The 26,313-nt window shown below is 69.0% G+C and carries 25 protein-coding genes and 2 pseudogenes; 17 read left to right on the top strand and 10 right to left on the bottom strand.

Going from position 1 to position 26,313, the window contains the following annotated elements; genetic code table 11:
• The first annotated feature begins 122 nt into the window (after positions 1-122).
• On the top strand, positions 123-1,022 hold the full coding sequence (locus tag ACL03I_RS16855; RefSeq protein WP_412806408.1) for an SDR family oxidoreductase: 900 nt from the start codon (positions 123-125) through the stop codon (positions 1,020-1,022).
• Between the two features lie 332 nt (positions 1,023-1,354).
• Here the strand turns inward: ACL03I_RS16855 and ACL03I_RS16850 are convergent, their stop codons facing one another.
• The 3 genes and pseudogenes from ACL03I_RS16850 to ACL03I_RS16840 form a co-directional block, all read right to left on the bottom strand.
• Complete coding sequence (locus ACL03I_RS16850) at positions 1,355-1,795, bottom strand: hypothetical protein (protein WP_412806407.1); 441 nt, start codon at positions 1,793-1,795, stop codon at positions 1,355-1,357.
• Between the two features lie 76 nt (positions 1,796-1,871).
• A pseudogene (locus ACL03I_RS16845) lies at positions 1,872-2,054 on the bottom strand (short-chain dehydrogenase); the annotation flags it as partial.
• A 70-nt stretch (positions 2,055-2,124) separates the two neighbouring features.
• The gene (locus ACL03I_RS16840; RefSeq protein ID WP_355078900.1) at positions 2,125-2,343 is read right to left on the bottom strand and encodes a hypothetical protein; all 219 of its coding nucleotides are present in this window, start codon (positions 2,341-2,343) and stop codon (positions 2,125-2,127) included.
• 57 nt (positions 2,344-2,400) lie between these two features.
• Here ACL03I_RS16840 and ACL03I_RS16835 point away from each other — a divergent pair, with 57 nt between their 5' ends.
• Together ACL03I_RS16835 and ACL03I_RS16830 are read left to right on the top strand one after the other, a co-directional pair.
• Positions 2,401-2,988: an MFS transporter gene (locus ACL03I_RS16835; RefSeq protein WP_412806406.1), complete on the top strand. Its 588-nt coding sequence runs from the start codon at positions 2,401-2,403 to the stop codon at positions 2,986-2,988.
• A 279-nt stretch (positions 2,989-3,267) separates the two neighbouring features.
• A pseudogene (locus ACL03I_RS16830) lies at positions 3,268-3,441 on the top strand (NAD-dependent epimerase/dehydratase family protein); the annotation flags it as partial.
• Positions 3,442-3,455: 14 nt separating this feature from the next.
• Here the strand turns inward: ACL03I_RS16830 and ACL03I_RS16825 are convergent.
• Positions 3,456-4,220, bottom strand: a complete 765-nt coding sequence (locus tag ACL03I_RS16825) for a metalloregulator ArsR/SmtB family transcription factor (RefSeq protein WP_412806405.1) — start codon at positions 4,218-4,220, stop codon at positions 3,456-3,458.
• A gap of 63 nt (positions 4,221-4,283) precedes the next feature.
• Here ACL03I_RS16825 and ACL03I_RS16820 point away from each other — a divergent pair, with 63 nt between their 5' ends.
• Together ACL03I_RS16820 and ACL03I_RS16815 are read left to right on the top strand one after the other, a co-directional pair.
• Positions 4,284-4,757: an SRPBCC family protein gene (locus ACL03I_RS16820; protein ID WP_355158435.1), complete on the top strand. Its 474-nt coding sequence runs from the start codon at positions 4,284-4,286 to the stop codon at positions 4,755-4,757.
• Between the two features lie 184 nt (positions 4,758-4,941).
• Positions 4,942-5,376 carry a pyridoxamine 5'-phosphate oxidase family protein gene (locus tag ACL03I_RS16815; RefSeq protein WP_355078895.1) on the top strand — a complete coding sequence of 145 codons (435 nt, stop codon included), beginning with the start codon at positions 4,942-4,944 and terminating at the stop codon, positions 5,374-5,376.
• A 115-nt stretch (positions 5,377-5,491) separates the two neighbouring features.
• On the opposite strand, the gene ACL03I_RS16810 is transcribed toward ACL03I_RS16815, so the two are convergent.
• Both ACL03I_RS16810 and ACL03I_RS16805 read right to left on the bottom strand, forming a co-directional pair.
• Positions 5,492-5,860: a hypothetical protein gene (locus ACL03I_RS16810; protein WP_412806404.1), complete on the bottom strand. Its 369-nt coding sequence runs from the start codon at positions 5,858-5,860 to the stop codon at positions 5,492-5,494.
• Complete coding sequence (locus ACL03I_RS16805; protein ID WP_412806403.1) at positions 5,860-6,201, bottom strand: hypothetical protein; 342 nt, start codon at positions 6,199-6,201, stop codon at positions 5,860-5,862. Before ACL03I_RS16805 ends, ACL03I_RS16810 begins: the two co-directional genes overlap by 1 nt.
• Positions 6,202-6,389: 188 nt before the next feature.
• Between ACL03I_RS16805 and ACL03I_RS16800 the strand changes: the two genes are divergently transcribed.
• Complete coding sequence (locus ACL03I_RS16800; RefSeq protein WP_412806402.1) at positions 6,390-7,613, top strand: helix-turn-helix domain-containing protein; 1,224 nt, start codon at positions 6,390-6,392, stop codon at positions 7,611-7,613.
• Positions 7,614-7,949: 336 nt separating this feature from the next.
• Here the strand turns inward: ACL03I_RS16800 and ACL03I_RS16795 are convergent, their stop codons facing one another.
• Both ACL03I_RS16795 and ACL03I_RS16790 read right to left on the bottom strand, forming a co-directional pair.
• The gene (locus tag ACL03I_RS16795; protein ID WP_412806401.1) at positions 7,950-8,348 is read right to left on the bottom strand and encodes an NUDIX hydrolase; all 399 of its coding nucleotides are present in this window, start codon (positions 8,346-8,348) and stop codon (positions 7,950-7,952) included.
• A 243-nt stretch (positions 8,349-8,591) separates the two neighbouring features.
• Entirely contained in the window at positions 8,592-9,737 is a 1,146-nt protein-coding gene (locus tag ACL03I_RS16790) for an epoxide hydrolase family protein (RefSeq protein WP_412806400.1), read from the bottom strand.
• A 264-nt stretch (positions 9,738-10,001) separates the two neighbouring features.
• On the opposite strand from ACL03I_RS16790, the gene ACL03I_RS16785 reads away from it, so the two are divergent.
• The 11 genes from ACL03I_RS16785 to ACL03I_RS16735 all read left to right on the top strand — a co-directional run bounded on the left by ACL03I_RS16785 (position 10,002) and on the right by ACL03I_RS16735 (position 24,877).
• Positions 10,002-12,998 (top strand): helix-turn-helix transcriptional regulator, encoded by a 2,997-nt coding sequence (locus ACL03I_RS16785; RefSeq protein WP_412806399.1) that lies wholly within the window; start codon positions 10,002-10,004, stop codon positions 12,996-12,998.
• Between the two features lie 185 nt (positions 12,999-13,183).
• On the top strand, positions 13,184-14,977 hold the full coding sequence (locus ACL03I_RS16780) for an acyl-CoA dehydrogenase (RefSeq protein ID WP_412806398.1): 1,794 nt from the start codon (positions 13,184-13,186) through the stop codon (positions 14,975-14,977).
• A gap of 46 nt (positions 14,978-15,023) precedes the next feature.
• The gene (locus ACL03I_RS16775; RefSeq protein ID WP_356969632.1) at positions 15,024-15,635 is read left to right on the top strand and encodes a QsdR family transcriptional regulator; all 612 of its coding nucleotides are present in this window, start codon (positions 15,024-15,026) and stop codon (positions 15,633-15,635) included.
• Complete coding sequence (locus ACL03I_RS16770; RefSeq protein WP_355078885.1) at positions 15,632-16,627, top strand: 1-aminocyclopropane-1-carboxylate deaminase/D-cysteine desulfhydrase; 996 nt, start codon at positions 15,632-15,634, stop codon at positions 16,625-16,627. Before ACL03I_RS16775 ends, ACL03I_RS16770 begins: the two co-directional genes overlap by 4 nt.
• Positions 16,628-16,863: 236 nt before the next feature.
• Complete coding sequence (locus ACL03I_RS16765; protein WP_379256255.1) at positions 16,864-17,619, top strand: GntR family transcriptional regulator; 756 nt, start codon at positions 16,864-16,866, stop codon at positions 17,617-17,619.
• Positions 17,620-17,847 carry a 4Fe-4S dicluster domain-containing protein gene (locus tag ACL03I_RS16760; RefSeq protein ID WP_039797742.1) on the top strand — a complete coding sequence of 76 codons (228 nt, stop codon included), beginning with the start codon at positions 17,620-17,622 and terminating at the stop codon, positions 17,845-17,847.
• 12 nt (positions 17,848-17,859) lie between these two features.
• Positions 17,860-19,287, top strand: a complete 1,428-nt coding sequence (locus ACL03I_RS16755; RefSeq protein WP_412806397.1) for an ABC transporter substrate-binding protein — start codon at positions 17,860-17,862, stop codon at positions 19,285-19,287.
• Complete coding sequence (locus ACL03I_RS16750; protein ID WP_412806396.1) at positions 19,284-20,144, top strand: ABC transporter permease; 861 nt, start codon at positions 19,284-19,286, stop codon at positions 20,142-20,144. The genes ACL03I_RS16755 and ACL03I_RS16750 overlap by 4 nt, the downstream gene beginning before the upstream one ends.
• Positions 20,141-20,881: an ABC transporter ATP-binding protein gene (locus ACL03I_RS16745; protein ID WP_412806395.1), complete on the top strand. Its 741-nt coding sequence runs from the start codon at positions 20,141-20,143 to the stop codon at positions 20,879-20,881. The genes ACL03I_RS16750 and ACL03I_RS16745 overlap by 4 nt, the downstream gene beginning before the upstream one ends.
• Positions 20,878-23,589, top strand: a complete 2,712-nt coding sequence (locus tag ACL03I_RS16740; RefSeq protein WP_412806394.1) for a fumarate reductase/succinate dehydrogenase flavoprotein subunit — start codon at positions 20,878-20,880, stop codon at positions 23,587-23,589. The genes ACL03I_RS16745 and ACL03I_RS16740 overlap by 4 nt, the downstream gene beginning before the upstream one ends.
• A gap of 142 nt (positions 23,590-23,731) precedes the next feature.
• Positions 23,732-24,877 (top strand): MarP family serine protease, encoded by a 1,146-nt coding sequence (locus ACL03I_RS16735; RefSeq protein WP_412806393.1) that lies wholly within the window; start codon positions 23,732-23,734, stop codon positions 24,875-24,877.
• Between the two features lie 7 nt (positions 24,878-24,884).
• On the opposite strand, the gene ACL03I_RS16730 is transcribed toward ACL03I_RS16735, so the two are convergent.
• Positions 24,885-25,469: an NAD-dependent epimerase/dehydratase family protein gene (locus ACL03I_RS16730; protein WP_355078878.1), complete on the bottom strand. Its 585-nt coding sequence runs from the start codon at positions 25,467-25,469 to the stop codon at positions 24,885-24,887.
• A 329-nt stretch (positions 25,470-25,798) separates the two neighbouring features.
• Complete coding sequence (locus ACL03I_RS16725) at positions 25,799-26,287, bottom strand: GNAT family N-acetyltransferase (protein ID WP_412806392.1); 489 nt, start codon at positions 26,285-26,287, stop codon at positions 25,799-25,801.
• Positions 26,288-26,313: the final 26 nt, after the last annotated feature.

The raw sequence follows: 26,313 nt of genomic DNA, 5'->3' as shown, positions 1-26,313 counted from the left end.
CAGGCCTCCATGTTGCGGCCGAGCCGAACGGCCTCGCCCCCGACCACCGGTCGCTCGCTGATGGCCACCGAAAGATCAAGTCCGCGACTGTCGATCGCGGACCTGCACGAAGGAGTATCGACATGCACGTTTTCGTCACCGGAGCGACCGGATGGATCGGCTCGTCGGTCGTCGACCAGTTACTGGACGCCGGTCACGAGGTCACCGGACTCGCCCGCTCGGACGCCTCCGCCGCCGCGCTCGAACGGAAAGGAGCCCGGTCCCGGCGGGGCGACCTCGACGATCTCGACAGCCTCCGCGCCGGCGCGGCGGACGCCGACGCCGCCGTCCATCTGGCGAACAAGCACGATTTCGCTGACCCGGCCATGACAAACCAGACCGAGCGCGACGCCGTGCTGACCATCGGCGAGGCCCTCGCGAGCTCGCACCGCCCGTTCGTGCTCGCCTCCGCCCTTGCCCTACTCGCCCCCGGCCGTCTGGCCACCGAACAGGACCGGTCCCTGGCCCACGGCGCCGGCTCACTACGCGGCGGCAGTGAGAATTTGGCGCTGGAGTTCGTGGAGCGTGGCGTCGGGACGATCATCGTGCGTTTCGCGCCCACCGTGCACGGCGACGGTGACCACCGTGGATTCATCACCGGTTTGGTGGCGACCGCTCGCGCCAAGGGAGTCTCGGCATACCTCGGCGACGGAACCAACCGCTGGGCGGCGATCCACCGCAGCGACGCGGGCCGCATCGTGCAACTCGCCCTGGACAAGCACGCCCCGGCGGGCACGGTCCTGCACGCCGCGGCCGAGACCGGCATCCCGACCCGCGACATCGCCGAGGCCATCGGACGCGAACTCGACCTGCCCGTCGTCTCGGTCCCGGCCGACCGCGGCGACGAGCATTTCGGCTGGCTGAGCCGGTTCTTCGGAGCGGACATGGCCGCGAGCAGCGACGCGACCCGCGCGCTGCTCGGCTGGTCCCCCAGCGGGCCCGGACTGTTCGAGGACCTCGACAGCGGCTGCTATTACCGCTGAGGAGGGGTTGCATCTCCGCGCGGTCGCAGAAGGGCAGGCGGTCATCAACCCGCCTGCCCTTCTACTTGCGTTCGCGGATCGGCCGACCTCGGACCTGGTGAAGCCGACTGGGATTCAAGGCCGAAACGGATCCGAACGGCGGGGATATTTGGATGGACGCATCCGGCCGGTGATCCGTAACGTTTCGACCGCCGCGCATTTCCATGAGCATTCGTCCGCGTCACATTCTCGATGAACCTGCATGAGCGTGTGGGCGTCGTCGGGGCTGAATTCGGGCCCGTCCATCGGCTCCGCCGCGGGCCAGCCCAACGGCGGCCACCCTGGCCGCATGGTCACGCCGACCGCCACGGCAGGAGCCGACGAACCGCCTTTCGTCCCGAGGTGATGTGCGGGGGTTTCGACATCAGGGAATCCTTGCCCCGAATACACCATCCGAACGCCACCCACCGGTCGTCGTCATCGGTGATCACATACTCTTCGGCGCCCCCGAGAATGATCGCCTCGACCGCCGCGGCCGCCTGGGACGGCTTGTCCTCGAATTGGATTTCGTAGTCGGCGATGGCGCGGACGCACCAGCCCGTTTCGATGCGCACCGCGGCGTCGCCCATATCCACCAGTTTGATGTGTGGATTGACCCCGCGCGCTTGGGCTTCCATGGACGAGGATCCGCTGGAGAGCACCAGGGTGCCGGGATTCGAAAAGGTCTGGATGGCGTAACGCTCGGCGATGGCAAACACCTCCGAGCAGAACATCTCCCATTCCGTCCCGCTCACCCCGGCCTCCCAGCCCATTCGCGATCTTGCCCCGCCTCGACACTACTTACCGCACGGATTCACCACCGTGTCCTTTTCATCCGCCTTCCGCCATCGCCCGACCCCGCCCCAGCACATCGGGATACCGCCGCAGATGCGTACCCCCGTTGAGATTGATTGCCGCCCCACTCATCCAGGCTGCCTTGTCCAACGACAGGAACACCGCGACATCCGCGATCTCCGCCGCGCGCCTGCTACGCCCCAGCGGGGTGTTCTCGAGCTACTCCTCCTCGTCGCCACGCATGGCGTAGGCAGGCGGTGACAACCGCCTGCCTATGACTTCCAGCCGATCAACCGAGCGCGCTGAAGAACTCGCGGATGTCGCCGATCAGTAGGTCCGGCACCTCGAGGGCCGGGAAATGGCCGCCGGAGTAGAACTCCGACCAGTGGGTGATGTTGTGGGTTCGTTCGGCGAAGCGGCGGATGGCGTAGTCGCCGTCCTTGAACACCACGACGCCGGTCGGCCGTGCGATCACCGGAGTCGGCGCCGCCGCCGTGCTGCCCAACACCCTTTCGGTCCTGCTGCACGCCGTCCCCGCCGAACGCAAGGGGGCAAGGGTTTCGGCGTGCTGCGCACCGGGCTGGGCATCGTGCCGCTGACCGTCCCGATCATCCTCGGCGCACGACACGCCGGACGCGTCTCGGGACGCATCGGCCTCGACGCGACCATCGCGCTGGCCTTCGCGTTCGTCGGCTGCGGACTGCTCGGACTGTCCACCAGCGGCACACAGACGTCCTACATCGCGTACGCGGCATGGCTCGTAGTCACCGGAACCGGTGTGGCACTGGCACTTCCGACGCTGTCCGGCGCCATCGCCGGTGCGCTGCCGCCGGAACAGGCCGGAGTCGGAGCGGGACTGCAAGCCACCACCAGGGAATTCGGCAGCGCCTTGGGCGTCGCCGTCATCGGCACGGTGCTCACCGCACGGTTCGCCGCCGCCCTGCCGCCGGACATCCGCGCCGGCCATTCTCCGCACACCGTGGCCGAAGCCCTCGCCTCGACTGCCCCCGATCGCGCCACCGAAGTGATAACGGCGTTCGTCTCGGGCGCGGACGCCGGACTCCGCGCGATCGGCGTGACCGTAGTCGTCCTCGGCGGGCTGGTGGTGCTGCAGTCTGTGCTGTCCCGGCGGAGGGGGCCCGTCGCCGGTTGATCAGCGGACGATATCGACATATCGGGTGCGGTAGTCCGACAACCATCGAACAGCTTTCCCCCAAATAGCCGCCATCAGCTCAATATGCGGGCCGATTCAGCGCTCTGCCCAGTGCGCTGCGCAACCACCGGTCGCCGTGTCAGCACCCGCAGCCGACCAGCGGATACCGCTGCACGGGTTACGGGCGTCCGCCTACATCACAGACCGCTGGTCGCCGCTCTGCTCACCGCCGGATCGAATCAGCGAAGTAGTCGCGGACCTACACGAAGGAGTATCAGCATGGAAATCTTTGTCACCGGAGCGACCGGATGGATCGGTTCTGCCGTCGTCGACCAGTTGCTGGACGCTGGTCACGAGGTCACCGGGCTCGCCCGTTCGGGTGCATCGGCCGCCGCGCTCGAGCGGAAAGGAGCCCGGGCGAGGCGCGGCGACCTCGATGATCTCGACAGCATCACTCGGTAGCCGAATCAGCTTGTGGCCGAGTTGATGACGTGAGCGAGGGTGTCCAGCAGCTGATTCCAGCCGAAGCGGATGCCGGCCATGGCCGGTTCCGAGCCCGGGGTCGGGTCGGACACGTCGATCTGTAGGTCGACGCGGGTGCCGCCGGTGACGCTGGTCAACTCGAGGAGATGGTCGGCCCGGAACAACGGGGTCCCGTTGCCGTCCAGCGGTGACAACTCGAACCGGAGCCGTTCGGGCGGAACGACTTCGAGGTAGCGCCCGGCGCTGGAATACAGCGCACCGTCGCCCTCGCGGAGCACGATCGACAGGGCGCCCCCGACGACCGGCCGCAGGACGCAGTCGGCGACCTCGAAATGCGCCGGGTGCCACCACCGGCGCGCCAGATCGGGCGAGGTCCACCACTCCCACACGGTCGCCTGCGGCGCCGACAGCGTCCGATGGAATTCGTGGGCCGACAACGGCTCGGCGGCGATTGCCACCCGGTATTCCGCGAGCACCGACTCCGAGGGATGGTCGGCCTCGAATCCCGCCAGCCAGCGTCGCAGCTCGCGCAGCGGACCCCGGCGCAGGGCGTAGATGCGGCGCTGCCCGAGCGGTTCCATTACCACCAGGCCCGCGCGCTGGAGCGCCTGCAGATGTTTGGTCGTCTGCGGTTGTCTCAGGCCGAGTGCGGTAGCGATCTCGCCGACCGGACGCGGCGCGGCGTTCAGCAACTCCACGATCCGCATGCGGTTCGGTTCGGCCAGAGCGGCGAATAGTGCGGGGTCCATTGACCAAGCATGCCTCCTCAGATATATTCCTTTCAAGGAATACTTCTGAACCAGGAGCACGACATGTCCGAGCAGATCCGCATCGAACGCGACTACCCCGCCACCGCCCAGGCGATCTGGGAACTGTGGACCACCCCGGCGGGCATCGAGAAGTGGTGGGCGCCCGACGGTTTCACCGTCCGCGTCGATCAGCTCGACCTGCGCCCTGGCGGCGAACTGGTCTACACGATGACCGCGACCGCCCCCGAGCAGATCGAATTCATGCGATCCGCGGGCATGCCACTGTCGACCGAGTCCCGCAAGACATTCACCGAGATCGACGGCCCCGACCGGCTCGCCTACACCTCCCTGGCCGACTTCATCCCCGGCGTCGAGCCGTACGAATTTCTCACCACCGTCGAGCTCGAGCCGACCGACGCGGGCGTCCGCGTGGTCATGACCGTCGACGCCATGCACGACGACGTCTGGACTCAGCGCCTCACCCAGGGACGGGAGAACGAGCTCGCCAACCTCGCCGCCATCGTCTCCGGCGGCTAGTTGCGGACCGAACCGGGACCAGCAACGCAGCAGCTTCGAGCGACCTTCAACGCACCACGTCGACTGATCAGTGGGCTCACAAGAACGTATCCCGCGCGGACGGTGTGATGGGCTCGGACTGACGTCGATCACCGTCGCCTCGAGCCATACCGCAGTCCAGCCCTGCCTCGGGCAGCATGAACCTATGGTGCGAGCACTACGGGATGCCGAGATCACCGAACTGTTGGACGCGGATGTCGTCGCGCGGTTGGCGACCATCGACCCGGATGGCTATCCGCATGTCACGCCGATATGGTTCTTTTGGGTCGCGGGCGCCTTCTACCTCACCAGCTACGCCAACCGGCCCCACCTCGAGCGAATCCGAGCCAACCCACGCGTCGGCTTGGTCATCGACGTCGAGGACGAACTTCGTGCCGACGGCGAACGACCGAACCGGCAAGTGCGCGTCATCGGCGACGCCACACTCAGCGTCGACGCCAGTGGTTCTTGGACTCAACGCATCCGAAGGAAATACGTCGATCACACCATCGCTCCAGCCGCCGCTCGACGGTATCCGGTCCGCGAGCGAGTCCTGATTACGGTGCTTCCACGCGATATCACCGCTGTCGCGAGCGTCTGACCCTCCGAGTACGGGGCCGGTGATGCTGTTGCTCCGCGATGCCGAGGCAATTTACGGCCCGTCGTGACGACGGGCCGGTAGTTCGCGGAGCACGCGACGGTTGCCGACCGGCGGGTCAATGGCGGTCTGGTCGGCGCGGATACTTGGAAGGGCGCATCCGGCCCGCGAGCCGCAGAGCCTCGACCGCCGCGCATTTCCACGAGCATTCGTTCGAATCGCATTCCAAATGCACCTGCATGAGCGCGTGCGCATCGCCGGGAGCGAATTCCGGGCCGTCTCTCGGCTCTACCGCAGGCCAACCCAATGGCGGCCAGCCCAGCAGGCACAGTTGCTCATGGCCCACGCGTTCGGCGATGTGATAGACGCTCGGACCACGCAACGGCTTCCGCCACCATCGGCTCGCCGCGAAGAAGACAGTCAGCAGCACCGCGACCGCCGCCGCCCCCAGCATCAGCGCTGTGCCGAACTCGGACCAGCCGGACATCAAACGACCACCCCGCTATCCGACGATCCGAACGGCGGCCACCGGTGCCCGCGCTCCCACATCTGTTCGGGCGCAACGACAATCAGCGCCACCTCCTCTGTGAGCGCACGACTGGCAGTCCAGATGTGCTCCCGAGTCGGAGCGATCACGGCCGAAGCGCCCACCCGGCGGACCGCCTGTACGAGCAGCAGCGTCGGCATCAGCACATCGCGATCCACGACCAGCACTTCCGGTTCGGGATAGCCCTTTCGTTCGGCTAGCGCCCGAATCGCGCGCTCCTCCTCGACGTGGTCCTTGCCGGACTGATCCAGCCGGATGTAGCCCAGCGCGATTTCCACCATGTCCCACCCTTATCCGTCGATGTGGTGTGGCACCCGGCGCCGGGGATCCCGTGGCCCCTGGGAACGCAATTACTACTGAGACAAGGGATGTGCTCACCCGGCGCCGAGGCCGGAACAGACTGTGACCGACGAACAAGACAGCGAATCGGCAAAAGATTTGTCACCCTGGGGGTAAGGAAGTCTGTGGAATGGAATCCGTGATGACGATGACCCAGGAGTCCGGTGTCGGCGACAAAGTACGTGTCGCGAGGAAGCTAGCGGGATGGAGCCAGGAGAGACTCGCGCGGGAAGCGAACTTCTCGGCGAGCTTGGTCCGCAAGGTCGAACGCGGCCGCGCGCCCGCGTCTCCGGCTTTCGTCGCGGCCTGCGCCCGCGCGCTCAGGGTGAACCTCGCCGACCTCCTAGAGCAGCCCTACCCGCGCCAGACTCGCGACGAACAGCAAGTGCATGCCGGAGTACCCGAGATCCGCCGTGAACTGGCCGCGTACAAGATCGAGCCGGACGGTGCGATGAACGCACGGCCCGAACGCGAGCTCGCCGCTGACGTCGCGAGGGCGTCCGCGATGCGTCACTCCGTCAACCTCGGCGATCTCGGCACACTCCTACCCGGCCTGCTCGCGGACCTCCGCCTCGCATGGCACAGCGCGAGCGGAGCGAAGCGCGAGCGCCTCTTCGGGCTCCTCGCCGAAGTGTTCGCCGCGACCGGGCAACTCGTGTACAAACTCGGCTACATCGACCTTTCCTCGCTGTGCGTCGAGCGGTACGAATGGGCAGCCGCGCAATCCGGTGATCAACTGGCCGTCCTCGCGGGCGATTATCAGCGTGCGGGCGAGCTGATCGGCACGGCCGAATGGTCGACCGCCCTGCGCTTTCTCGAATCCAGTCGCGCCACCATCGAATCCGAGATCAGCGGCAACGATCCGACTGTCCTCAGCATGTGGGGCAATCTGCACCTGAAATCCGGTCTCGCCGCAGCTCGCGCGGGGCGGCGCGATGTAGCCGACGAACACCTCGCCGAAGCGCGAGAAACTGCCCGCCGCCTCGGTGGCGACCGGGACGACTACCGGCTCTGCTTCGGCGTCACGAATGTCGGCATCTGGTCGGTCGGGCTGGCCGTCGAGATGATGGATGGCACCGAAGCGGTGAAACGCGCCGAGCACGTGCGTCTCCCGGCCACGACGCCCCGGGAGCGCGCGGGCCACCATTACATCGACCTGGCCCGCGGATTCCTGCTCCACGGCGATCGGACGAAAGCCCTTACCTCGTTGCGCAAAGCCAAGGAGATCGCGCCGACGCAGACCCGCTACCACCCCATGGTGCACGAGACCATCCGCGTCCTCGCCCGCGACGACGCACGCAGCAACGAGAGTGTGCGGGGTTTCGCCGCTTGGTGCGGAATCGATCGCGGCTGATCCGTTTCGGCCGTCGAGCGACTCGTGGTCGCTTGCAGCTGATCAATTTTCGCGACCTCGGTCACGACGCGCGGACGGCTCAGTTTGCGAAACAATCCTTGAAGATGTCGGAAGGGTACACCCGCGGACGTGCGTTCAATCTTTGCCTGCTGGCATCCGCCCTCGTCGATGGCGATCCACACGAAGCTGTCCGACTCGGTACTGAAGCGCTCGAACTCGTCAGTGGGTTGCGATCCCAACGCACAATTGCTTACCTGCGTGATTTGTGCAGTCGCCTTTCTACACACGCGGCGCTGCCCGATGTCGCAGAGTTCCGACAGCAGGTCAGGACGATCGCTAGGCGGGCAGACTGAGTGCTCGGTACACCGCGACCACCGTTGCGGCGCCCACGATCTCGCCCCGCCCGATCATCCGTTCCGCTTCCTCGAGTGCAATCCAGCGGATCTCCTCGGCCTCGTTGATGTCCGGCTGGGTGTCGGTCGAGCACGCCCCACGGGCCAGGTAGATCTCCTGCGGTTGATCCAGCGTGCCGATAGCCGGTTGATAGGTGACCAGATGCTCCATGGTGTTCGGACGCCAGCCGGTCTCCTCTTCGACCTCCCGTGCCGCGGCGGTCGCTACGTCCTCGGCACCGTCGACGTAACCGCCCGGGAGTTCCCATACCCAACGATCGATGATGAAGCGATGCCGGTACATCAGTAGTGCCTCGCGCTTGTCGTTCAGTACCAACGTCATCGCGCATCGCGGCATGCGCGCAACGTATTGCGTGAACTTCACTCCGTCAGGTAGCTCCACATCCACGGTCGACAATCTGATATGGCGATTCTCGTCCACGAGACGCTCGCCGTGGATAGTCCACTGAGTGCGGTTCACCTGCTCGACGTTATCTCAGTCCGGCGGGCCGCCGACGAGCATCGGTAGTCGTGGCATGACCTCAGGCAGGCGGCGACGTCCGCCTGCCCAACGACTCCATTCGAATCAGCCGAGTGACCGGAAGAACTCGCGGATGTCGCCGATCAGCAGCTCCGGCACCTCGAGTGCCGGGAAATGCCCGCCGGAGTAGAACTCCGACCAGTGGGTGATGTTGTGGGTGCGTTCGGCGAAGCGGCGGATGGCGTAGTCGCCGTCCTTGAAGACCGCGACGCCGGTGGGTACGGTGCCCTTCGGTTTCGGGGCGAACATGGTGGCGTCGTGGAAGCGTTCGTAGTACAGGTTCGCGACGCTGCGGGCGGTGTCGGTGAGCCAGTAAATGCTCACGGTGGTGAGTAGGCGGTCGATATCGACGGCTTGTTCGGGCAGGTCGTTGGCGCTGTCGGTCCACTCGCGGTATTTCTCCGCGATCCAGCCGAGCAGTCCGGCCGGGGAGTCGGCGAGCAACTGGGCGATGGTGTCGGGGCGGGAACCTTGCAGGTTCATGTAGGCCGAGCCGTCGTCCTGGAATTTCTTCATCGCGGCGAGCCGCGCCTTTTCCGCGTCGGTGAGGGCGGCAAGGTCGGCGGGGTCGCCGGTCGGGAAGGTGACCAGTGCGTTGACGTGCACACCGAGCACGTGGTCGGTGTCGATCCGCGCCAGGGCCGGGGCGATGAACGCGCCGTGGTCGCCGCCCTGCACGCCGTAGCGGTCGTAGCCGACGCGAGCCATGAGTTCGGCGAGCGCCGCCGCGATCCGGCCGTCGTTCCAGCCTCGCTCGGTGAGCGGGCCGGAGAAACCGTGGCCGGGCAGCGACGGAATGACCAGGTGGAACGCGGGCGCGTCCGAGTCCGGGTCGGTGAGCGGGCCGATCACGTCGCGGAAGTCGGCCACCGAACTGGGCCAGCCGTGCAGCAACAGCAACGGTGTGGCGTCCTCCCGCGCCGAGCGCACGTGCAGGAAGTGGACGTTCTGGCCGTCGATGGTGGTGGTGAACTGCGGGTAGGCGTTCAGCTCCGACTCGGCCGCACGCCAGTCGAATTTCTCGGCCCAGTACCCGGCCAGCTCCTTCAGGTACGCCGTCGGCACACCGCGCTCCCAGCCGGCGCCGGGCAGCTCATCGATCCAACGGGTACGCGCCAGCCGCAGCCGAAGCTCGTCCAGGTCGGCCTGCGGAATATCGATACGGAAGGGGCGGATCTCGATGTTCGTCATGCCATTGATACTTCGCGTAACGAGGTGGCCGCCGAATCACGAGAAATCACTATTTCCGCACTCGCCCAGCCCACCGACGAGTAACGCCGGACCCGGGCCGTACCACTATCGGCCACGAACCCGGCGGCGCGCTGGTCGCGCCGAGGCCGCCCCCGGTCTCGAGTTCGCGAGTGGCACACCACTGCGGCATCGGCCGAGAAGACCTCTCGATGGTGTGCCACTCGCGAACTGGCGTCGAGCGCGCGGTGCGGGCATGATCGCGCCGTGGTCATCCTTCCGGTGTGCGGCGCGTTTGTGGGGCGGGCCGCTGAGCTCGCGGCGTTGCAGGATGCCTATCGGGACCCGGCGGTGCATACCGTGCTGGTCGGGGGTGAAGCGGGTCTCGGCAAGTCGCGGTTGGTCGCGGAGTTCCGGACGCGGCTCGGGGCTCGTACGGTAGTGGCGTACGGAAGGTGCCCGGAATTCGGCGCTAAAGGGGTGCCGTTCACGCCGTTCGTCGCGGTCATGCGCACACTGCTGCGTGACCAGGGCGTGGAGGCGCTCGCGACGCTGCTTCCAGTGCGCCCGGCGCTGGCGCGCTGGCTTCCGGAACTGGCGGCGCGGTCGGGCGCGGCGGAGGCCGACACCGACAGGATCCGGTTGTTCGGTGAGATCCTCACCGTGCTGGAACAGTTCTCGATGACCAAACCGCTGGTGGTGGTGCTGGAAGACTTGCACTGGGCCGACGACGCCAGCCTGGAATTGCTCGCCTTCCTGGTGGCCAACATCGCCGAAGGCGATCTGTTCTTGGTCGGCACCCACCGGCCTGCCGATTCCGAGCCGTTGCGCAAGCTGATCGCGAGCCTGCGCCGAGACCCGAGTGTCCGCTTGCTGAATCCAGCACCGCTGACCAGGCACGAGGTCGGCAGGCAATTGGCCGCGCTGCGCGGCAGGGAGCCCGAGCCAGGGACCATCGGGCGGATCTTCCAGCGCAGCAGGGGAATTCCGCTGTACGTCGAGGCACTCGATCCCGCACCGGAGGACACGCCCGCCCAGCTGTCGGAGCTGTTGCTCGATCACCTGTCCGACCTACCCGATCAGGCCGCGTCGGTGCTGCAGCTCGCGGCGGTGGCCGGGTCACCGGTCCGGCACACCCTGCTGGCGGCCGCCTCCGACCTCCCCGAGGGAGCGCTCGCCACAGCACTGCGTCAGCTGGTCGACCAGCGGCTCCTGCTTTCCACCGACACCGGCTACCAGTTCCGGCACGTTCTCATCCGCGACGCCGTCTACGAACACCTCCTACCGGCGGAGCGAAAAGCGCTGCACAGCAGCCTTTCCCAAGCCCTGGCTACCCGGCGAAGGAAGCCGGGCGCGGACCGATGCCCGGCCGCCGAACTGGCCTACCACGCGCATGCCGCCGGAGAGCTGCCGCTGGCATTCGAAGCCGCGTGGGACGCCGCAGCGGAGGCGGAAAGGGTGAGCGCGCATCGCGATCAGGTGCACCACCTGGACCGGGTGCTCGATTCGTGGGACCGCGTACCGGAAGCGGCGCGACGGGTGGACGCCGATCGGCTCGACGTCTTGGCAGCGCTCGTGGCCGCGTGTCATCGCGGCGGCGTCGTCGAGCGCGGCATCGCGGCGGCCGACGAGGCGCTGGCCGCCACCGATGCGGGGACCGACCCGGAGCGTGCCGCGCGCCTGCATTACTACCGCGCCGGACTGCGCAATCAGAGCAGCGGCGGCGGCGAAGACGACCTGCTCGCGGCGCTGACCTATCTTCCTTCGGACCAGCCGACCCTGCTACGCGGTGAAGCCCTCGCCGAACTCGCCGCGGTGCGGGTGTTCAGCGGCGCGACAGCGGCCGAGAACGACGCGCGCGCCGCCGTCGAGGTAGCCGAACAGTTACGTGGTGACCCGCCCGTCAACGACACCTCGCCGGTCACGGCATCGTCGCTCCGCGCGCCGGGCGCGGTCGCAACGAACCCGGGCGGGGGCGTCGAAGCAGAGGACACGGCTGGTGCGGACGCCGCGAGGCACCGGCGGCATTCGAGCGACCCTCGCGAGGACCGGAGCGCCGCGTCGCTGGCCGCGCGTGCCCACGCCTATCTCGGGCTGGCCACCGCGAACCGTCCCGACGCCGCCATGACCCATTTCGAGCGGGCGCATGCCGCCGCTGAGGCCGCGGGAGATCCGGGCACCTTGCTGACCGTGGTGCTGTGGGAGACGGCGCTGCTGGTCTCGGCAGGCGCCGACGAAGCGGCCATCACGGCGATCCAGCAGGGGCTGCGCGCCGCGCACGAGAGTTACCGATTCGCCGAGGCCGCGCCGATCCTGCTGGTCAAGTGGGCGCAGGCGCTCACAGCGCTGGGCCGCTGGAACGAAGCGTTGGATCTGATCGACGAATCGCTCACCGAGCAGTTGCCCCCGTTGAGCACCGCGGCGCTGCTGCTGTGTCACGCGCGGATCATGCTGGCGCGTGGGGACGACCAGGCCGCGGCGGCGAGCGCGGCGACCGCGCGACCCTTGCTCGGGAATCGGCGCTGGGCCAGGCAATATCAGATCCAGCTGCACACCGTGCAGACCGAGATCGCGCACGCGGCGGGCAATCCGCAGCGCGCCGCCGAGATCGGCGCAGCGACGCTGACCGCGGACGATCTGGTCGCGCACCCGCACGAGGCATGGGCACTGGCCGAGGCCATCGCCCGGACCCGCTGCGCGCCGATGGTCCTCGACTCCGCTGTCGCCAAGCTGCCGGTGACCACCGCGGTCGACGCCGCGTACCGGAATTCCTGCCACGCGGTGCGCAGCGGCCGTCCCGCCGACTGGGCCGCGGCGGCTTCCTCCTGGCGAGCCCTGGGTCGGCCGTACGAGCTGGCGCGCGGCCTGCTCGAATCCGGCCGCGCGGAATTGGCCGCGGGTGATCGCGCGGCGACACGCGACGCACTGCGGGCGGTCCTCGGGCTGGCGGACGAGTTGGCGGCGGCGCCACTCGCCGAGCAAGCCGGACAGCTGGCCCACCGCGCCGGGATCGACCTGGCCGAAGCCGGGAACCGGCCCGCCACGGCCCGGCCAGCGAGCATCTCGGGCCTGACCCCGCGCGAACTCGACGTCCTACGCCTGGTGGCTACGGGCGCGAGCAACCGACAGATCGCGGCCGAGTTGTTCATCAGCGCCAATACCGCGGGTGTGCATGTCTCGCGGATCCTCACCAAGCTCGGAGCGTCCAGCCGCACCGAGGCGGCCGCGATCGCGCGAGAACGCGGATTGCTCGGCTGCGGATGATGACCACCGGCGGACGACCGAACTGGAGGACGACCAGCCTGGTGGGAGCGTCGGGGAGGACATCGTCCACGACAGCCGGTCCGGCGGCGCACCCGGATACGCATTCGGCAGGGACTACCGGTCCCGCACCCGCACACTGGCCCGTAAGATACAATAAGTCGAACATGTCTCGAAAGGACTGGCTGATGCGGTCGACCTTGTTGTCCCGGCGCGATCTCGAGTTCCTGCTCTACGAGTGGCTGGACGTCGAAGCGCTCACCAAGCGCGAGCGGTACGCCGAGCACTCGCGGGAGACCTTCGACGCCGTGCTCGAGCTCAGCGAGCAGCTGGCCACCAAGTATTTCGCGCCGCACAACAAGCTCAACGACGCCAACGAACCCACCTTCGACGGCGAGCGCGTGACCATCATCCCGGAGGTCGGCCAGGCGCTGGCCGCCTTCGCGAAGGCCGGTCTGCCTTCGGCCGCAATGGATTACGAACTGGGCGGCGCCCAACTGCCCGCGACCGTCGCGCAGGCGAGCTACGCCTGGTTCCAGGCGGCCAACCCGGGTACCGCGGGCTACCCGTTCCTCACGGTGGCCAACGCGAATCTGCTTCTCGCCCACGGCCCGGAACACGTCGAGAAGTTCGTGAAGCCCATGCTCGCGGGCCGCTTCTTCGGCACCATGTGCCTGTCGGAGCCGCAGGCCGGTTCCTCGCTCGCCGACATCGTCACCCGCGCCGAACCGCAGGGCGACGGCACGTATCGCCTGTTCGGCACCAAGATGTGGATCTCGGGCGGCGATCACGAACTCGGCGAGAACATCGTGCACCTGGTGCTGGCCAAGATCCCCGGCGGCCCCGCGGGCACGAAGGGCATCTCGCTGTTCGTGGTGCCCCGGTTCCTGGTCGGCGACGACGGCGCGATCGGTGAGCGCAACGACGTCGCTCTGGCCGGGCTCAACCACAAGATGGGCTACCGCGGCACGGTCAACACCGTGCTGAACTTCGGCGAGGGCCGCTGGACGCCCGGTGGCGCGCCCGGCGCGATCGGCTACCTGGTCGGCGAGCCGCAACGCGGACTGACCTACATGTTCCACATGATGAACGAGGCGCGCATCGGCGTCGGCCTGGTCGCCACCGCCCTCGGCTACACCGGATACCTCGAGTCGCTCGACTACGCCCGCACGCGCACCCAGGGCCGGGCCAAGCTCCCCGCCGACCCGTCCGCGCCGCAGCGGCCGATCATCGAGCACGCCGACGTGAAGCGGATGCTGCTGGCCCAGAAGTCCTATGCCGAAGGCGCGTTGGCGCTGGTGCTCTACTGCGCGCAGTTGGTCGACGAGCAGCGCACCGCCGAATCCGAGGACGAACGCCGCGCGGTCACCCTGCTGCTGGACATCCTGACCCCGATCGCCAAGAGCTGGCCTTCGCAGTGGTGCCTCGAGGCCAACAGCCTCGCCATCCAGGTACTCGGCGGCTACGGCTATACCCGCGAATACAACGTCGAGCAGCACTACCGGGACAACCGGCTCAACCCGATCCACGAGGGCACGCACGGCATCCAAGGCCTGGACCTGCTGGGACGCAAGGTGACCCAGCAGGGTGGCGCGAGCCTGCTCGCGCTCGGGGCCCGGGTGGACGCGACCATCACCGCCGCGCGCGCGGCCGGCGGCGAGGCCGCCGAGCTTGCCGCTCAACTCGATTCGGCATGGCGGCGTCTGGTCGAGGTGACCGCGGGACTGTTCGCCTCCGGCGACATCGAAGCCGCGCTGGCCAACAGCTCGGTGCACCTGGAAGCGTTCGGGCACACCGTACTGGCCTGGATCTGGCTGGAGCAGTTCCTCGCCACCGCGGACCGATCCGGTGATTTCTACGATGGCAAGCGGCACGCGGCCCGGTTCTTCTATCGTTTCGAATTACCCAAGACCGCACCGGCGCTGGATCTGCTCGCCACCTTGGATACGACCACCTTGCAGATGCGGGACGAGTGGTTCTGAGCACGGCGCGTTTCGATACATGTTCTAAAAGATGTACCATTCCGCGGTGATCGATTCCAGTCAGCGGACCACCCGTCCTCCCGGCCGCCCGGCCTCCGCGACCAGGGAACAGGTCATCGAGCATGCTCGCAGGGCGTTCCTGTCCGGCGAGCGCGTGGACATCCAGGCGATCGCCGGGCAGCTCGGACTCAGCCGCGCCTCGGTCTACCGCTGGTTCGGCTCCCGCGACGGAGTGCTCGGTGCCGTTCTGGCCGGCGAGTTCGAGGCGCTGCTCACCCGCGCCGACGCCCGTCGCCGCTCCACCGGCGCGCGGCGCATCCTGGACGTGCTCTACCGGGTCAACCGCTGGATGACCGACAACGAGCCGTTCCGGCGCTACTTCGAGAACGAGCCGCTGTCCGGCCTGCGCATCCTCACCGCGAGCGACGGGCCGGTACAGCCGCTGGTCGTGGGCACCGTCCAGGAGTTGATCGCGCGCGCCGCCGAAGAGGACGGATACGATCCGCCGCTGGAACCCGCGCTGCTGGCCTACGCGCTCGTCCGGCTCGGTGAGGCGTTCCTGTACAACGACAACGTCGCGGGCATTCGCGGCGACATCGACCGGCTGCACGAGGTCCAGGCGGCGCTGCTGGGCATCCCCGACGCGATCACACCGTGACCGGGGCGCTGCTGCACCAGCGTTTTCCCGAGGTGGCCGACACCTTGCCGTTCGTCCGCCTCGGCACCGCTCCGACGCCCGTCGGCCGGTGCGACCTCGGCACCACGGCCCAGCTGTGGTGCAAGGACGAAAGCGGATACGGCGACGGCGAATGGGGCGGCAACAAGGTCCGCAAGCTGGAGTGGCTGCTGCCGGAGGCACGGCGACGGGGCGCGCGCACCATCCTCACCGTTGGCGGCACCGGAACAAACTGGGGGCTCGCCACCGCCCTGTACGGCCGTGCCCAGGGCATCGATACCGAGCTCGCCTTGGTGGACCAGCCGGTCGACGACCACGTGCGCGCGCAACTGCGGCGGCTGGAGAAATCAGGCGCCGCTCTGCATTTCACGCACACCAAACTGCGCACGATCCTCGCGGCGCCCTGGCTGTATCTGCGACGCGTGCGGGGCGGCACGCGTCCGTACTTCCTGCCTGCGGGCGGATCGTCGCCGGTCGGAGCCTTGGGTTACGTCGAGGTGGCGTGCGAACTCGCGGCACAGATCGCGGCGGGTGAGCTGCCCGAGCCGGGGCACATCGTCACCGCGGTCGGATCCGGCGGCACCGCCGCGGGCCTCGCACTCGGCCTGCGCCTGGCCGGGCTGCGCACGCGCGTGGTCGGAGTCGTCGTCAACGACACGCTCCCCCTCGACGCGAAGCACATCGTCCGGCTCGCCGGACGGACCGAGCGTCTGCTCCGCGCCCGCGGAGCGCGCTTCGCGCCGACCGGGCTGCGGCCGGAGGACCTCACGCTGACCATCGAATGGCTCGGCCCCGGCTACGGCCACACCACGCCCGCCGCCGTGGATGCCGCACAGCGCGCCGAACGCGCCGGGCTGCACCTGGAGACCGTCTACACCGCCAAAGCGCTCGCGGCCCTGCTCGCTCTGGATCGCGCGGGCTTCTTCGGCGCCGGGCCGGCGCTGTTCCTCAATACCTACGGTCCGCGACCGTAGATTCGCGCGACGCGGCCCGCGGGACGTCGCTTTCGAATCGCTGTGATCCGAATTCGGCCGCCGTAACCCGACGTGGCGTATTAGCCGTACGGCCGCGCATATCGCCAGGTCGGGCCGCGAGGCTCCCGGCGCAATAACATCCTCTGATTTCTCCCGGCGGCGACGCGGGAAAGCGCGCGACCACAACCACACTATCGTCGCTATTCGTGCAGGTCAGCGATAGAAAGGCGGAGACGGTGGCAGCGGAACCCACGCCGGTGCGGCAGTTGCGCGCCGATCAAGCGCGGCGGGTGGCCGACATCTTGCGCCACCAGTTGCACGCGGGCGCGTTCGAGAACGCGCTGCCGAGCGAACAGGAACTCGCCGCCGAGTACGGCGCCTCCCGCAACACCGTGCGCGACGCCTTGGCGCTGTTGAAGGACGAGGGCTTGATCGACCGGGCGCCGAAAGTGGGCACCCGGGTGGCCACCCGCAAGTACGACCACGGGCTCGACGCTCTGCTCGGGCTGCAGGAGACCTTCAAGGGCCACGGCACCGTGCGCAACGAGGTGCGCGCGGCGATGCACGTCGCCGCGCCGCCCGCCGTCGCGCGCAGGCTCGGTCTCGCGCCCGGCGAGCGCGTGGTCTATCTGGAGCGCCTGCGCTACCTGGCGGATCTGCCGCTGAGCCTCGACCTCACCTACCTCGTGCCCGACATCGGCACCGAGGTGCTCGGCCACGACCTCGAGCACACCGACGTCTTCGTGCTGCTGGAACGCATCAGCGGCCAGTCGCTCGGCTCGGCCGACCTCGCCCTGGAAGCGGTGCCCGCCGACCCGCACACCGCCTCCACCCTCGACGTCCCCGGCGGCGCGCCGCTGCTGATGCTGGAACGACTGACCCGGCTCGACGACGGCCGTCCGGTCGATCTGGAGTACATCCGCATGCGCGGTGACCGCATCACCATGCGCGGCAGCCTGACCCGCAGCACACCCGAATGGAAGGTCCTCTAGATGGCACTCGTCAACCAGCGCGCCGACATCCCCGTCACCATCGACGAGTCGCTGTGCATCCAGGGGTGCACGCTGTGCGTCGAGATCTGCCCGCTCGACTCGCTGGCCATCAACCCCGAGAACGGCAAAGCCTTCATGCACGTGGACGAGTGCTGGTACTGCGGTCCCTGCGCGGCCCGCTGCCCCACCGGCGCCGTCACCGTCAACATGCCCTACCTGCTCCGCTGATCTGGAAGACCGATGAAAGTGAAACTCGCCCCCGTCCTGCTCGCCGCCGCGCTCGCGTTGACCGGGTGCTCGCTGGAGCAGTCCGACGACACCCCCGCCGGCACCGTCAAGGTGGTCGTCGGCTACCAGTCCAAGACCATCAACACCGTCACCGCGGGCACCTTGCTGCGCGCGCAGGGCTACCTCGAGCAGCGGCTACAGAAGATCACCGACAACGGTGGGGCGAAGTACCAGGTCGAGTGGCAGGACTACGACACCGGCGCGCCGATCACCGCGCAGATGGTGGCCGAGAAGATCGACATCGGCTCCATGGGCGACTACCCGTTGCTGATCAACGGCTCTCGCACCCAGGTCAACGAGCGCGCGCGGACCGAACTGGTGTCGGTCACCGGGTACAACCCCAAGGGCGCGCTGAACATGGTCGTCGTACCGAACGATTCGGCGGCCACCAGCATCGGCGACCTGGCGGGCCAGAAGATCTCGGCCAGCGTGGGCTCGGCCGGGCACGGTACGCTGGTGCAGGCGCTGTCCCGGGCGGGCATCGATCCGGCCAAGGGCGTTGAAGTGCTCAACCAGCAGCCGCAGGTCGGCGCGACCGCCCTGGAATCCCACCAAGTGGGCGCGCTGTCCCAATTCGTCGCGTGGCCCGGTCTGGTCGTCTTCCAGAACAAGGCCAAGCTGCTCTACGACGGCGCCGAACTCGGCGTGCCGACCTTCCACGGCGTGGTGGCCCGACGCGCGTACGCCGCCGATCACCCTGAGGTCCTGCAGGCGTTCCTGGCCGCGCAGTTGGATGCCACCCAATTCCTGCAGGAGAAGCCGTTCGAAGCCGCCAAGATCGTCGCCGACGGGTCCGGGCTGCCGCAGGAGGTGGTGTACCTCTACAACGGTCCCGGCGGAACGAGTTTCGACACCACGCTCAAGTCGAGCCTGGTCAACGCGCTCAAAGGTGATGTGGCCTACCTGAAGTCGATCGGCGACTTCGCCGACCTCGACATCGATCGGTTCGTCGACGACGGGCCGCTGCGCAAGGCGTACACGGAGACCGGACGCGGCGACTACGACCGCGACCTGGCCGCCACCGCCAACCCGACCCGGGTCACCGGCGCCGACCCGATCTGCGGCAAAGCGGCGGAGAACCCCGCGCTGGCCGGCGAACTGTGGGTGGACGGCGCGGCGAAGCCGCAACCGGCCGCGGACCCGACCTGCCTGCTGCGCGCTGTCCAGGCCGCGAAAGCGCAGGGCCGGACGATCCGCGCCGCCTACGTCCCGGACACCGAACTCGGCACCCGCTGGTTCGCCGACAAGTCGATCTGGTTGCGCGACGGCGCCGCCTACCTGCCCTTCACCACCACCGCGGCCGCGCAGCGCTACCGGCAGGCGCACCCGTCCGCCACGCCGGTCGGCTACGACCAGGCCGTCACGGAAGTACGCGGATGACCAGCGAACTGGCCGCACCGGCGGTGCGGGCCGCGGCCGAACCCGCCGCCGCCCGATCGGCGGCCACGCCGGCGTTGCGATCGGCCTGGCGCTCGCGCCTGCTGCGGGTGGGCTCGGTCGCCGCCGCGGTCGGACTGTGGCAGCTGCTCACGGTCAACAACGTGCGGGCGGCGGGCCTGCGGTTCGACACGCTGCCGACCGTCACCGAGATCGTCGCCGAATTCGGCACGCAGTTGCGCTCCGACCAGTACTACCTGGACATCGCGCAGTCGCTGATCCGGATCGTCACCGGCTTCGGGCTGGCCGCGGGCATCGGCGTGATCGCGGGCATCGGACTGGGCCGGTCGCGGTTGCTCGCCGACACCTTCGGCCCGCTGGCCGAACTCGTCCGCCCGATCCCGGCCATCGCCCTGGTGCCGGTCGCGATCTTGCTGTTCCCCAACGACGAGTCCGGCATCGTGTTCATCACGTTCACCGCGTCGCTGTTCCCGGTGCTGGTCAGCACCAGGCACGCGGTGCGCGCACTGCCCACGATCTGGGAGGACGCGGTGCGCACGCTGGGCGCGTCCCGGCTGGACGTGCTCACCCGCGTGGTGTTCCCCGGCATCCTGCCCGGCGTCTTCAGCGGGCTGTCGGTCGGCGTCGGCGTGGCGTGGATCTGTCTCATCTCCGCGGAGATGATCTCCGGACGCCTCGGCGTCGGCTACCGCACCTGGCAGGCCTACACCATCGTGGACTATCCGGCGGTGTTCGTCGGCATGATCACCATCGGCGTCCTCGGTTTCGCGACATCGGGGCTGGTCGAGCTGGCCGGCCGCCGCATAACCCGCTGGCTGCCCAGGGAGGTCGAAGCATGACCACAGTGATCGACGCACCGGCATCGACCGGAATGGCCCTGAGTCTCAGCGGTGTCCGCATCGCCTATAGCGGCGAGCCGGTGCTCGACGGGCTGAACCTGTCCATCGCGCCGGGCGAAATTCTCGTCGTGGTCGGCAAATCCGGCTGCGGCAAGTCGACGTTGCTGCGCGCGGTCGCCGGACTGCGGAGGCCGGAGGACGGAGCCATCCTGGCCGACGGCGACCACGTCACCGGGCCCGCGGCCGACCGTGCCTTGGTGTTCCAGGACGACGCCCTGCTGCCGTGGCGCACCGTGCGGCAGAACATCGAACTCGCCTTGCGCCTGCGCGGCACACCGCGAGCCCAGCGGCGGGCCACCGCCCTGCACTGGGTGGACGAGGTCGGGCTCACCGGCTACGCCGACTACCTGCCGCGCGACCTGTCCGGCGGCATGCGCCAGCGCGTCCAGCTCGCGCGCAGCCTGGCCGCCGCGCCGCGCGCCGTGCTGATGGACGAGCCCTTCGGCGCACTGGACACCCAGACCAGGGAAACCATGCAGCGCCTGCTGATCCAGACCTGGCGCGCCCACCCCACCACCATCGTCTTCGTCACCCACGACCTCGACGAGGCCCTGCTGCTCGGCGACCGCATCGCCGTGCTCGGCGGCGGCACGCTGCGGGCGCTGGTGCCGGTGCCCAGCCCGAGGGACGCGATCGACCGGACCGCGACGAAGGCCGAGATCCTGGAGAAACTGTGAACATTCCGCCGCTATCGGAACGGATTCGGCTGGACTGCGACGTGCTCGTCATCGGCGGCGGCACGGCGGGCACGATGGCCGCGCTCACCGCCGCCGAGCAGGGCGCGAACGTGCTGCTGCTGGAGAAGGCGCACGTGCGGCACTCCGGCGCGCTGGCCATGGGCATGGACGGCGTGAACAACGCCGTGATCCCGGGCAAGGCCGAGCCGGAGGACTACGTCGCCGAGATCACCCGCGCCAACGACGGCATCGTCGACCAGCGCACGATCTACCAGACCGCGACGCGCGGCTTCGCCATGGTGCAGCGGCTGGAACGCTACGGCGTGAAGTTCGAGAAGGACGAGTACGGCGAGTACGCCGTGCGCCGAGTGCACCGGTCCGGCTCGTACGTGCTGCCGATGCCCGAGGGCAAGGATGTCAAGAAAGCGCTGTATCGCGTCCTGCGCCAGCGCAAGATGCGCGAGAAGATCCGCATCGAGAACCGGCTCATGCCGGTGCGCGTGCTCACCGACAACGGACGCGCCGTCGGCGCCGCCGCCCTGCACACCCGCACCGGCGAATTCGTTGCCGTCGGTGCGAAAGCCGTGATCCTGGCCACCGGGCCGTGCGGCAGGCTCGGGCTGCCCGCCAGCGGATACCTGTACGGCACCTACGAGAACCCGACCAACGCGGGCGACGGCTACTCGATGGCCTACCACGCCGGGGCCGAACTCAGCGGCATCGAATGCTTCCAGATCAACCCGCTGATCAAGGACTACAACGGCCCGGCCTGCGCCTACGTCGCCAATCCGTTCGGCGGCTACCAGGTCAACGCCGAAGGCGAACGCTTCGTCGACTCCGACTACTGGTCCGGCCAGATGATGGCCGAGGTCAAGCGCGAGATCGAATCCGCGCGCGGTCCCATCTACCTGAAGGTGTCGCACCTGCCCGACGAGACGCTGAGCACGCTCGAAGGAATCCTGCACACCACCGAGCGACCCACCCGAGGCACCTTCCACGCCAACCGCGGCCACGACTATCGCACCCACGACATCGAGATGCACATCTCCGAAATCGGCTTGTGCAGTGGCCATTCCGCCTCCGGAGTGTGGGTCGACGAGCACGCGCGCACCACGGTGCCCGGCTTGTACGCGGCGGGCGATCTGGCGTGCGTGCCGCACAACTACATGATCGGCGCGTTCGTCTTCGGCGATCTCGCCGGTGCGCACGCCGCGTCCACCCTGGACGAGGTCGCCGCGCCCGCAGAGTTGCCCGAGGACCAGCTGGCCGCCGCCCATGAGCTGATCTACCGGCCGCTGCGCCAGCCGGAGGGGCCGCCGCAACCGCAGGTGGAATACAAGCTGCGACGTTTCGTGAACGACTATGTCGCGCCGCCCAAGACGGCGACCAAGCTGGCCATCGCGGTGGAGACCTTCGACCGGATGCGCGGGGAGGTCGAGGGCATCGGCGCGCGCACCCCGCACGAGCTGATGCGCGCGGCGGAGGTGTCGTTCATCCGCGATTGCGCCGAGATGGCCGCCCGCAGCTCACTGACCAGGACCGAATCCCGTTGGGGCCTCTACCACGAGCGCGCCGACCTACCCGAACGCGACGATGCCGAATGGCGATACCACCTCAACCTGCGCAAGAACCCCGACGGAACCATGGCGTTCCTGAAGCGGCCGGTGGCGCCGTACCTGGTTCCGGTGCCCGGGCTCGACGACCTGCCCTCGGCCGATGCCGAGGTGGTGCCGGTGCACCAGCCGCACCAGGTCGTCGGCCGTGCGCCGCATACCGGCGGCGGCGCTGAGCACGATCGCACCGCGGCCGGTTCGCCGGCGCAGCCCGCCACTCCCCCGTCTCCCCGGATCGTCGCGCTGCTCGCGCTCGACGAGCCCACCGTGGAGCAATTGTCCAGCTATCTGACCGATGCCGACGCGGGCGTGCGGGCCGCGGCGATCTCGGTGCTGACCGAGCACACCCCGGAGGGCTTCGCGACCGCCCTCGGCGACGCGCTGGACGACACGGCGGCCTCGGTCCGGCGCGCCGCCGCGGCCAGCCTGCGCGAACTCGTCGAGGTGTTGCCCTCGGCGGCAGGACTTTCCGACCGGCTCGGCTCGGCCGACCCCGTCGTGCGGTCCACGGTGATCGATCTGTTGCGCGCCCTGCGGGCAGGCGAACCCGCGCACTACCGCGCGGCGTTGGCGGACGAGGATCATCGCGTCCGCATCGAGGCGGTCCGCGCGCTGGTCTCGCTGAACGATCGGGACGGCGTCGCCACCCTGGCCGCCGACGGCAACCGGGAAGTGCGGATCGCGGTCGCCCAAGGCCTGGCCGCCATCGGCGACGGCGGGGCCGAGGTGATCCGCCGCCTCGCCGACGACCAAGACCCGCTGGTCCGCGCCGCGGCCCTGACCGCGTTCGCGCAGCTGGGCGCCGAGCCCGCCGACGTCACCGCGCTGGCGGCCGCGCTGCGTCACTCGGCCTGGCAGATCCGGGTAGGTGCGGCGCGCGGGCTCGCGGGTGGCGACCCGGATCTCGCGGTGCCGATCCTGGCTGCGGCACTGCACGATCCGCATCTCGACGTCCGCAAGGCGGCGGTGCTGTCGCTGTCGGCGTGGCCGGACCTGCCCGCCGCGCACGACGCGCTGCGCGCCGCGATCGACGACACCGATGCCGACGTGCGCGCGTATGCCCGGCGAGCGCTGGCCACCCAGCCGACCGCCTAGCGCGGCGTGGTTGCCGCAGCTCGAATCGCTGATTAGATTAGCGGCTCGACCGTTGCCGACTCGTCGGCCGTGACACAGCCGGACGGCGACGGGGCGGCCGACGACGAATCCGTCGCCGTTGTCCACCAGCAGCGACGGGAGTATGGCGTTGACCTTGCCGAACTGGCTGGATCTCGCCGTGCTCACCACCGTCGTGGTGGCCGCGGTGCTCGGCTGGCGTCGCGGCGCGATCGTGGGGCTGCCCGGTTTCGCGGGCGCCTTGGCAGGAGCGATTCTCGGCGCGGCGCTCTCGGCCACGGTGTTCGGTCAGCTGGCTCCCGGCGCCGTGCGGCTCCTGCTCGCGCTGACGGTGGTCGCCGGGTTGGTCGCGTTCGGCGCGGTCGCCGGGCACCGGGCCGGACGAGCCGCACGCGCGACGGTGTCCGATCCCGTCGCGCAACGCGCCGACGCCGTCTGCGGATGTCTCGCCTACGCGCTCGCGGTGCCGCTGGTGGTGTGGCTGTTCGCCGCACCGCTGGAATCGTCCGCCCTGGTGCGTGATTCGACGACCGTGCGGACCGTCGACGACGTCGCGCCGTTCTGGCTGTCCGGACTGTCGGAGGTGCTCACCGGACCGATCGTGGACGCCGGGCTCAGCCGCCCGCTCGCGCCGCCCGATCCGGGCATCGTCGCGGGACCGATGCCCGCCGCACTGCGCCAGAGTGTGCTTCGCGTCCAGGATCTCGCGCCGACCTGCGGCGTGCGCCAGTCCGGCTCCGGATTCGTCATCGCGCCGGAGCGCGTGCTGACCAACGCGCACGTCGTCGCGGGCTCCAGCAAAGTCTCCGTCGACACCGCGGCCGGATCGCTCACCGCGACTGTGGTGCGGTTCGATCCGACCATGGACATCGCGGTGCTCGCCGTCCCCGGGCTCACCGCGCCCGCCCTGACCGTCGCGCCCGAACCGGCCGATCCCGGCGACGACGCGATCGCGCTCGGCTACCCCAGGGGCGGGTCCTACACCGCGTCCGCCACGCGGGTGCGCGGCCGGGCCGAACGCCAGGTGCGCGACATCTACCGCACCGGTGTCGGGGAACGCGAGATCTACACCTTGGACGGTTCGATCCAGCACGGCAATTCCGGCGGGCCACTGGTCGACCGCGACGGCCGGGTGCTGGGCATCGTGTTCGGTGTCGACGAGAACAACAGCAATGTCGGATTCGCCACGAGCCTGCCGGAAGTCCTCGACCGGCTCGACCACGGGTGGCGCTCCGACCGCCCGGTCGACACCGGCCCCTGCGCGTCCTGACCGCCGGTCAGGACGCGTCGGCGATGATCACCACACCGCTCGAGGCATCCAGCAGCGGAATGGTCCGCTCCGCGGCATCGTCGACATGCACGCGCGGGTGCGCGGGCAGCTCGGTCTCGTAGTAGGTGCCAGGACCGTAGAACTGGCCGTACTTCACCACCACGCCGTCGAAGTCCAGCACAGCCGCTTCGTGCTCCTGGATCACCGCGCCCCGGCCCGCGGGCGGCTCCCACGCGATACTCTGGGCGAGAAAGCGTTTCGCCCCGGCCGCCCGCGCGGCGGCGATCAAGTTACGGGTGCCCTCGGTACGGATGCGCGCGTTCGCCTCGGCCCGCTCCGGCAGCAGCGCCGCGTCGTCCGGCAGGTCCGTGAGCTGATGCATCACCATGTCGGGCCCGAACCCGACCACGGCGGCGGACAGGGCGTCGGCGTCGTACACATCGCACACCACCGGCTCGGCCCCCAGCGCCCGCAAAGGATCGGCCTTCCCCGCCGATCGGGTCATCCCCGCGACCTCGTGCCCCGCTTCGACCAACAGCGGAAGCAAGCGGACTCCGATAACGCCGGTCGCACCGGCCAAGAAGATGCGCACGGTGTTTATTTTGCAGCGCCTGCGGCGCTGCGTGTTCGCGGCCCCCTCATGGCTCGCGTCCGAGCAACCGCCGCTGGCGACTTCGTCGCGGACGCGGCGGCCGCTCGGACGCGAGCCGGGCCGCGAACGGCGGGTGCTCGGTCTCGCTTCGCTCGAAAGACGTGGTGGAGGTGCGCGGGGCGCGTCGGTATCAATGCTGCGACGTCGCGCGCGGTTGAAGTGACCGGGCTGCGCGTGGTTGCCGCTCATGCAGTCGCATCTCGGACGCGAGCCGGGCCGCGAACGGCGCATGCTCGGTCTCGCTTCACTCAGTCGCGGAGACACTGGCTTCAGCCGCAGCGAATCCAAGCGGTGGCCTCGTTGCCGTTCAGGACGTAGTCGATTCCGCGTGCGGTCAACAGGTGGAGTACGGGAATGTTGTCCGGCGTCGTGCTCACGAACAGCCCCGAGTAGCCCTCGGCGGTTGCCCGCTCGATCAATGCGGCGAACACGGCGGTGCCGATTCCCGTGCCTCGGCGGGAGCGGCCGAGCCAGACTCCCGCCTCGGCTGCGCCGTCCGAGGCGGGCAACCGGCACAGTCGTGCCGCGCCGACCACCTCGCCGTCCACCCGTATGCCGTAGGTCGACTCGACGGGCTGCTCCGCCAGCGCGCGGCCGCGGTGGAAGGCTCGGAAATCCGCCTCTCGGTCGGCATTCCAGCTCGCGTCCGGCGCTTCCACCGGCATGACCTCGCCAGGATGCGCGTCGGCCACCGCGGTGTGCAGCAGATCGGTGAGCAACGCTTCGTCGAGCGGTTCGAGGACGACATGGCGGGGCATGCGCCGATCCTGGCACCGGGACCGGC

It is taken from the genome of Nocardia sichangensis (genome assembly GCF_047200615.1).
GTDB lineage: Bacteria > Actinomycetota > Actinomycetes > Mycobacteriales > Mycobacteriaceae > Nocardia > Nocardia sichangensis.
Note: the sequence above shows the minus strand (reverse complement) of the source record. Positions and strands in the feature narration are given on the sequence as shown.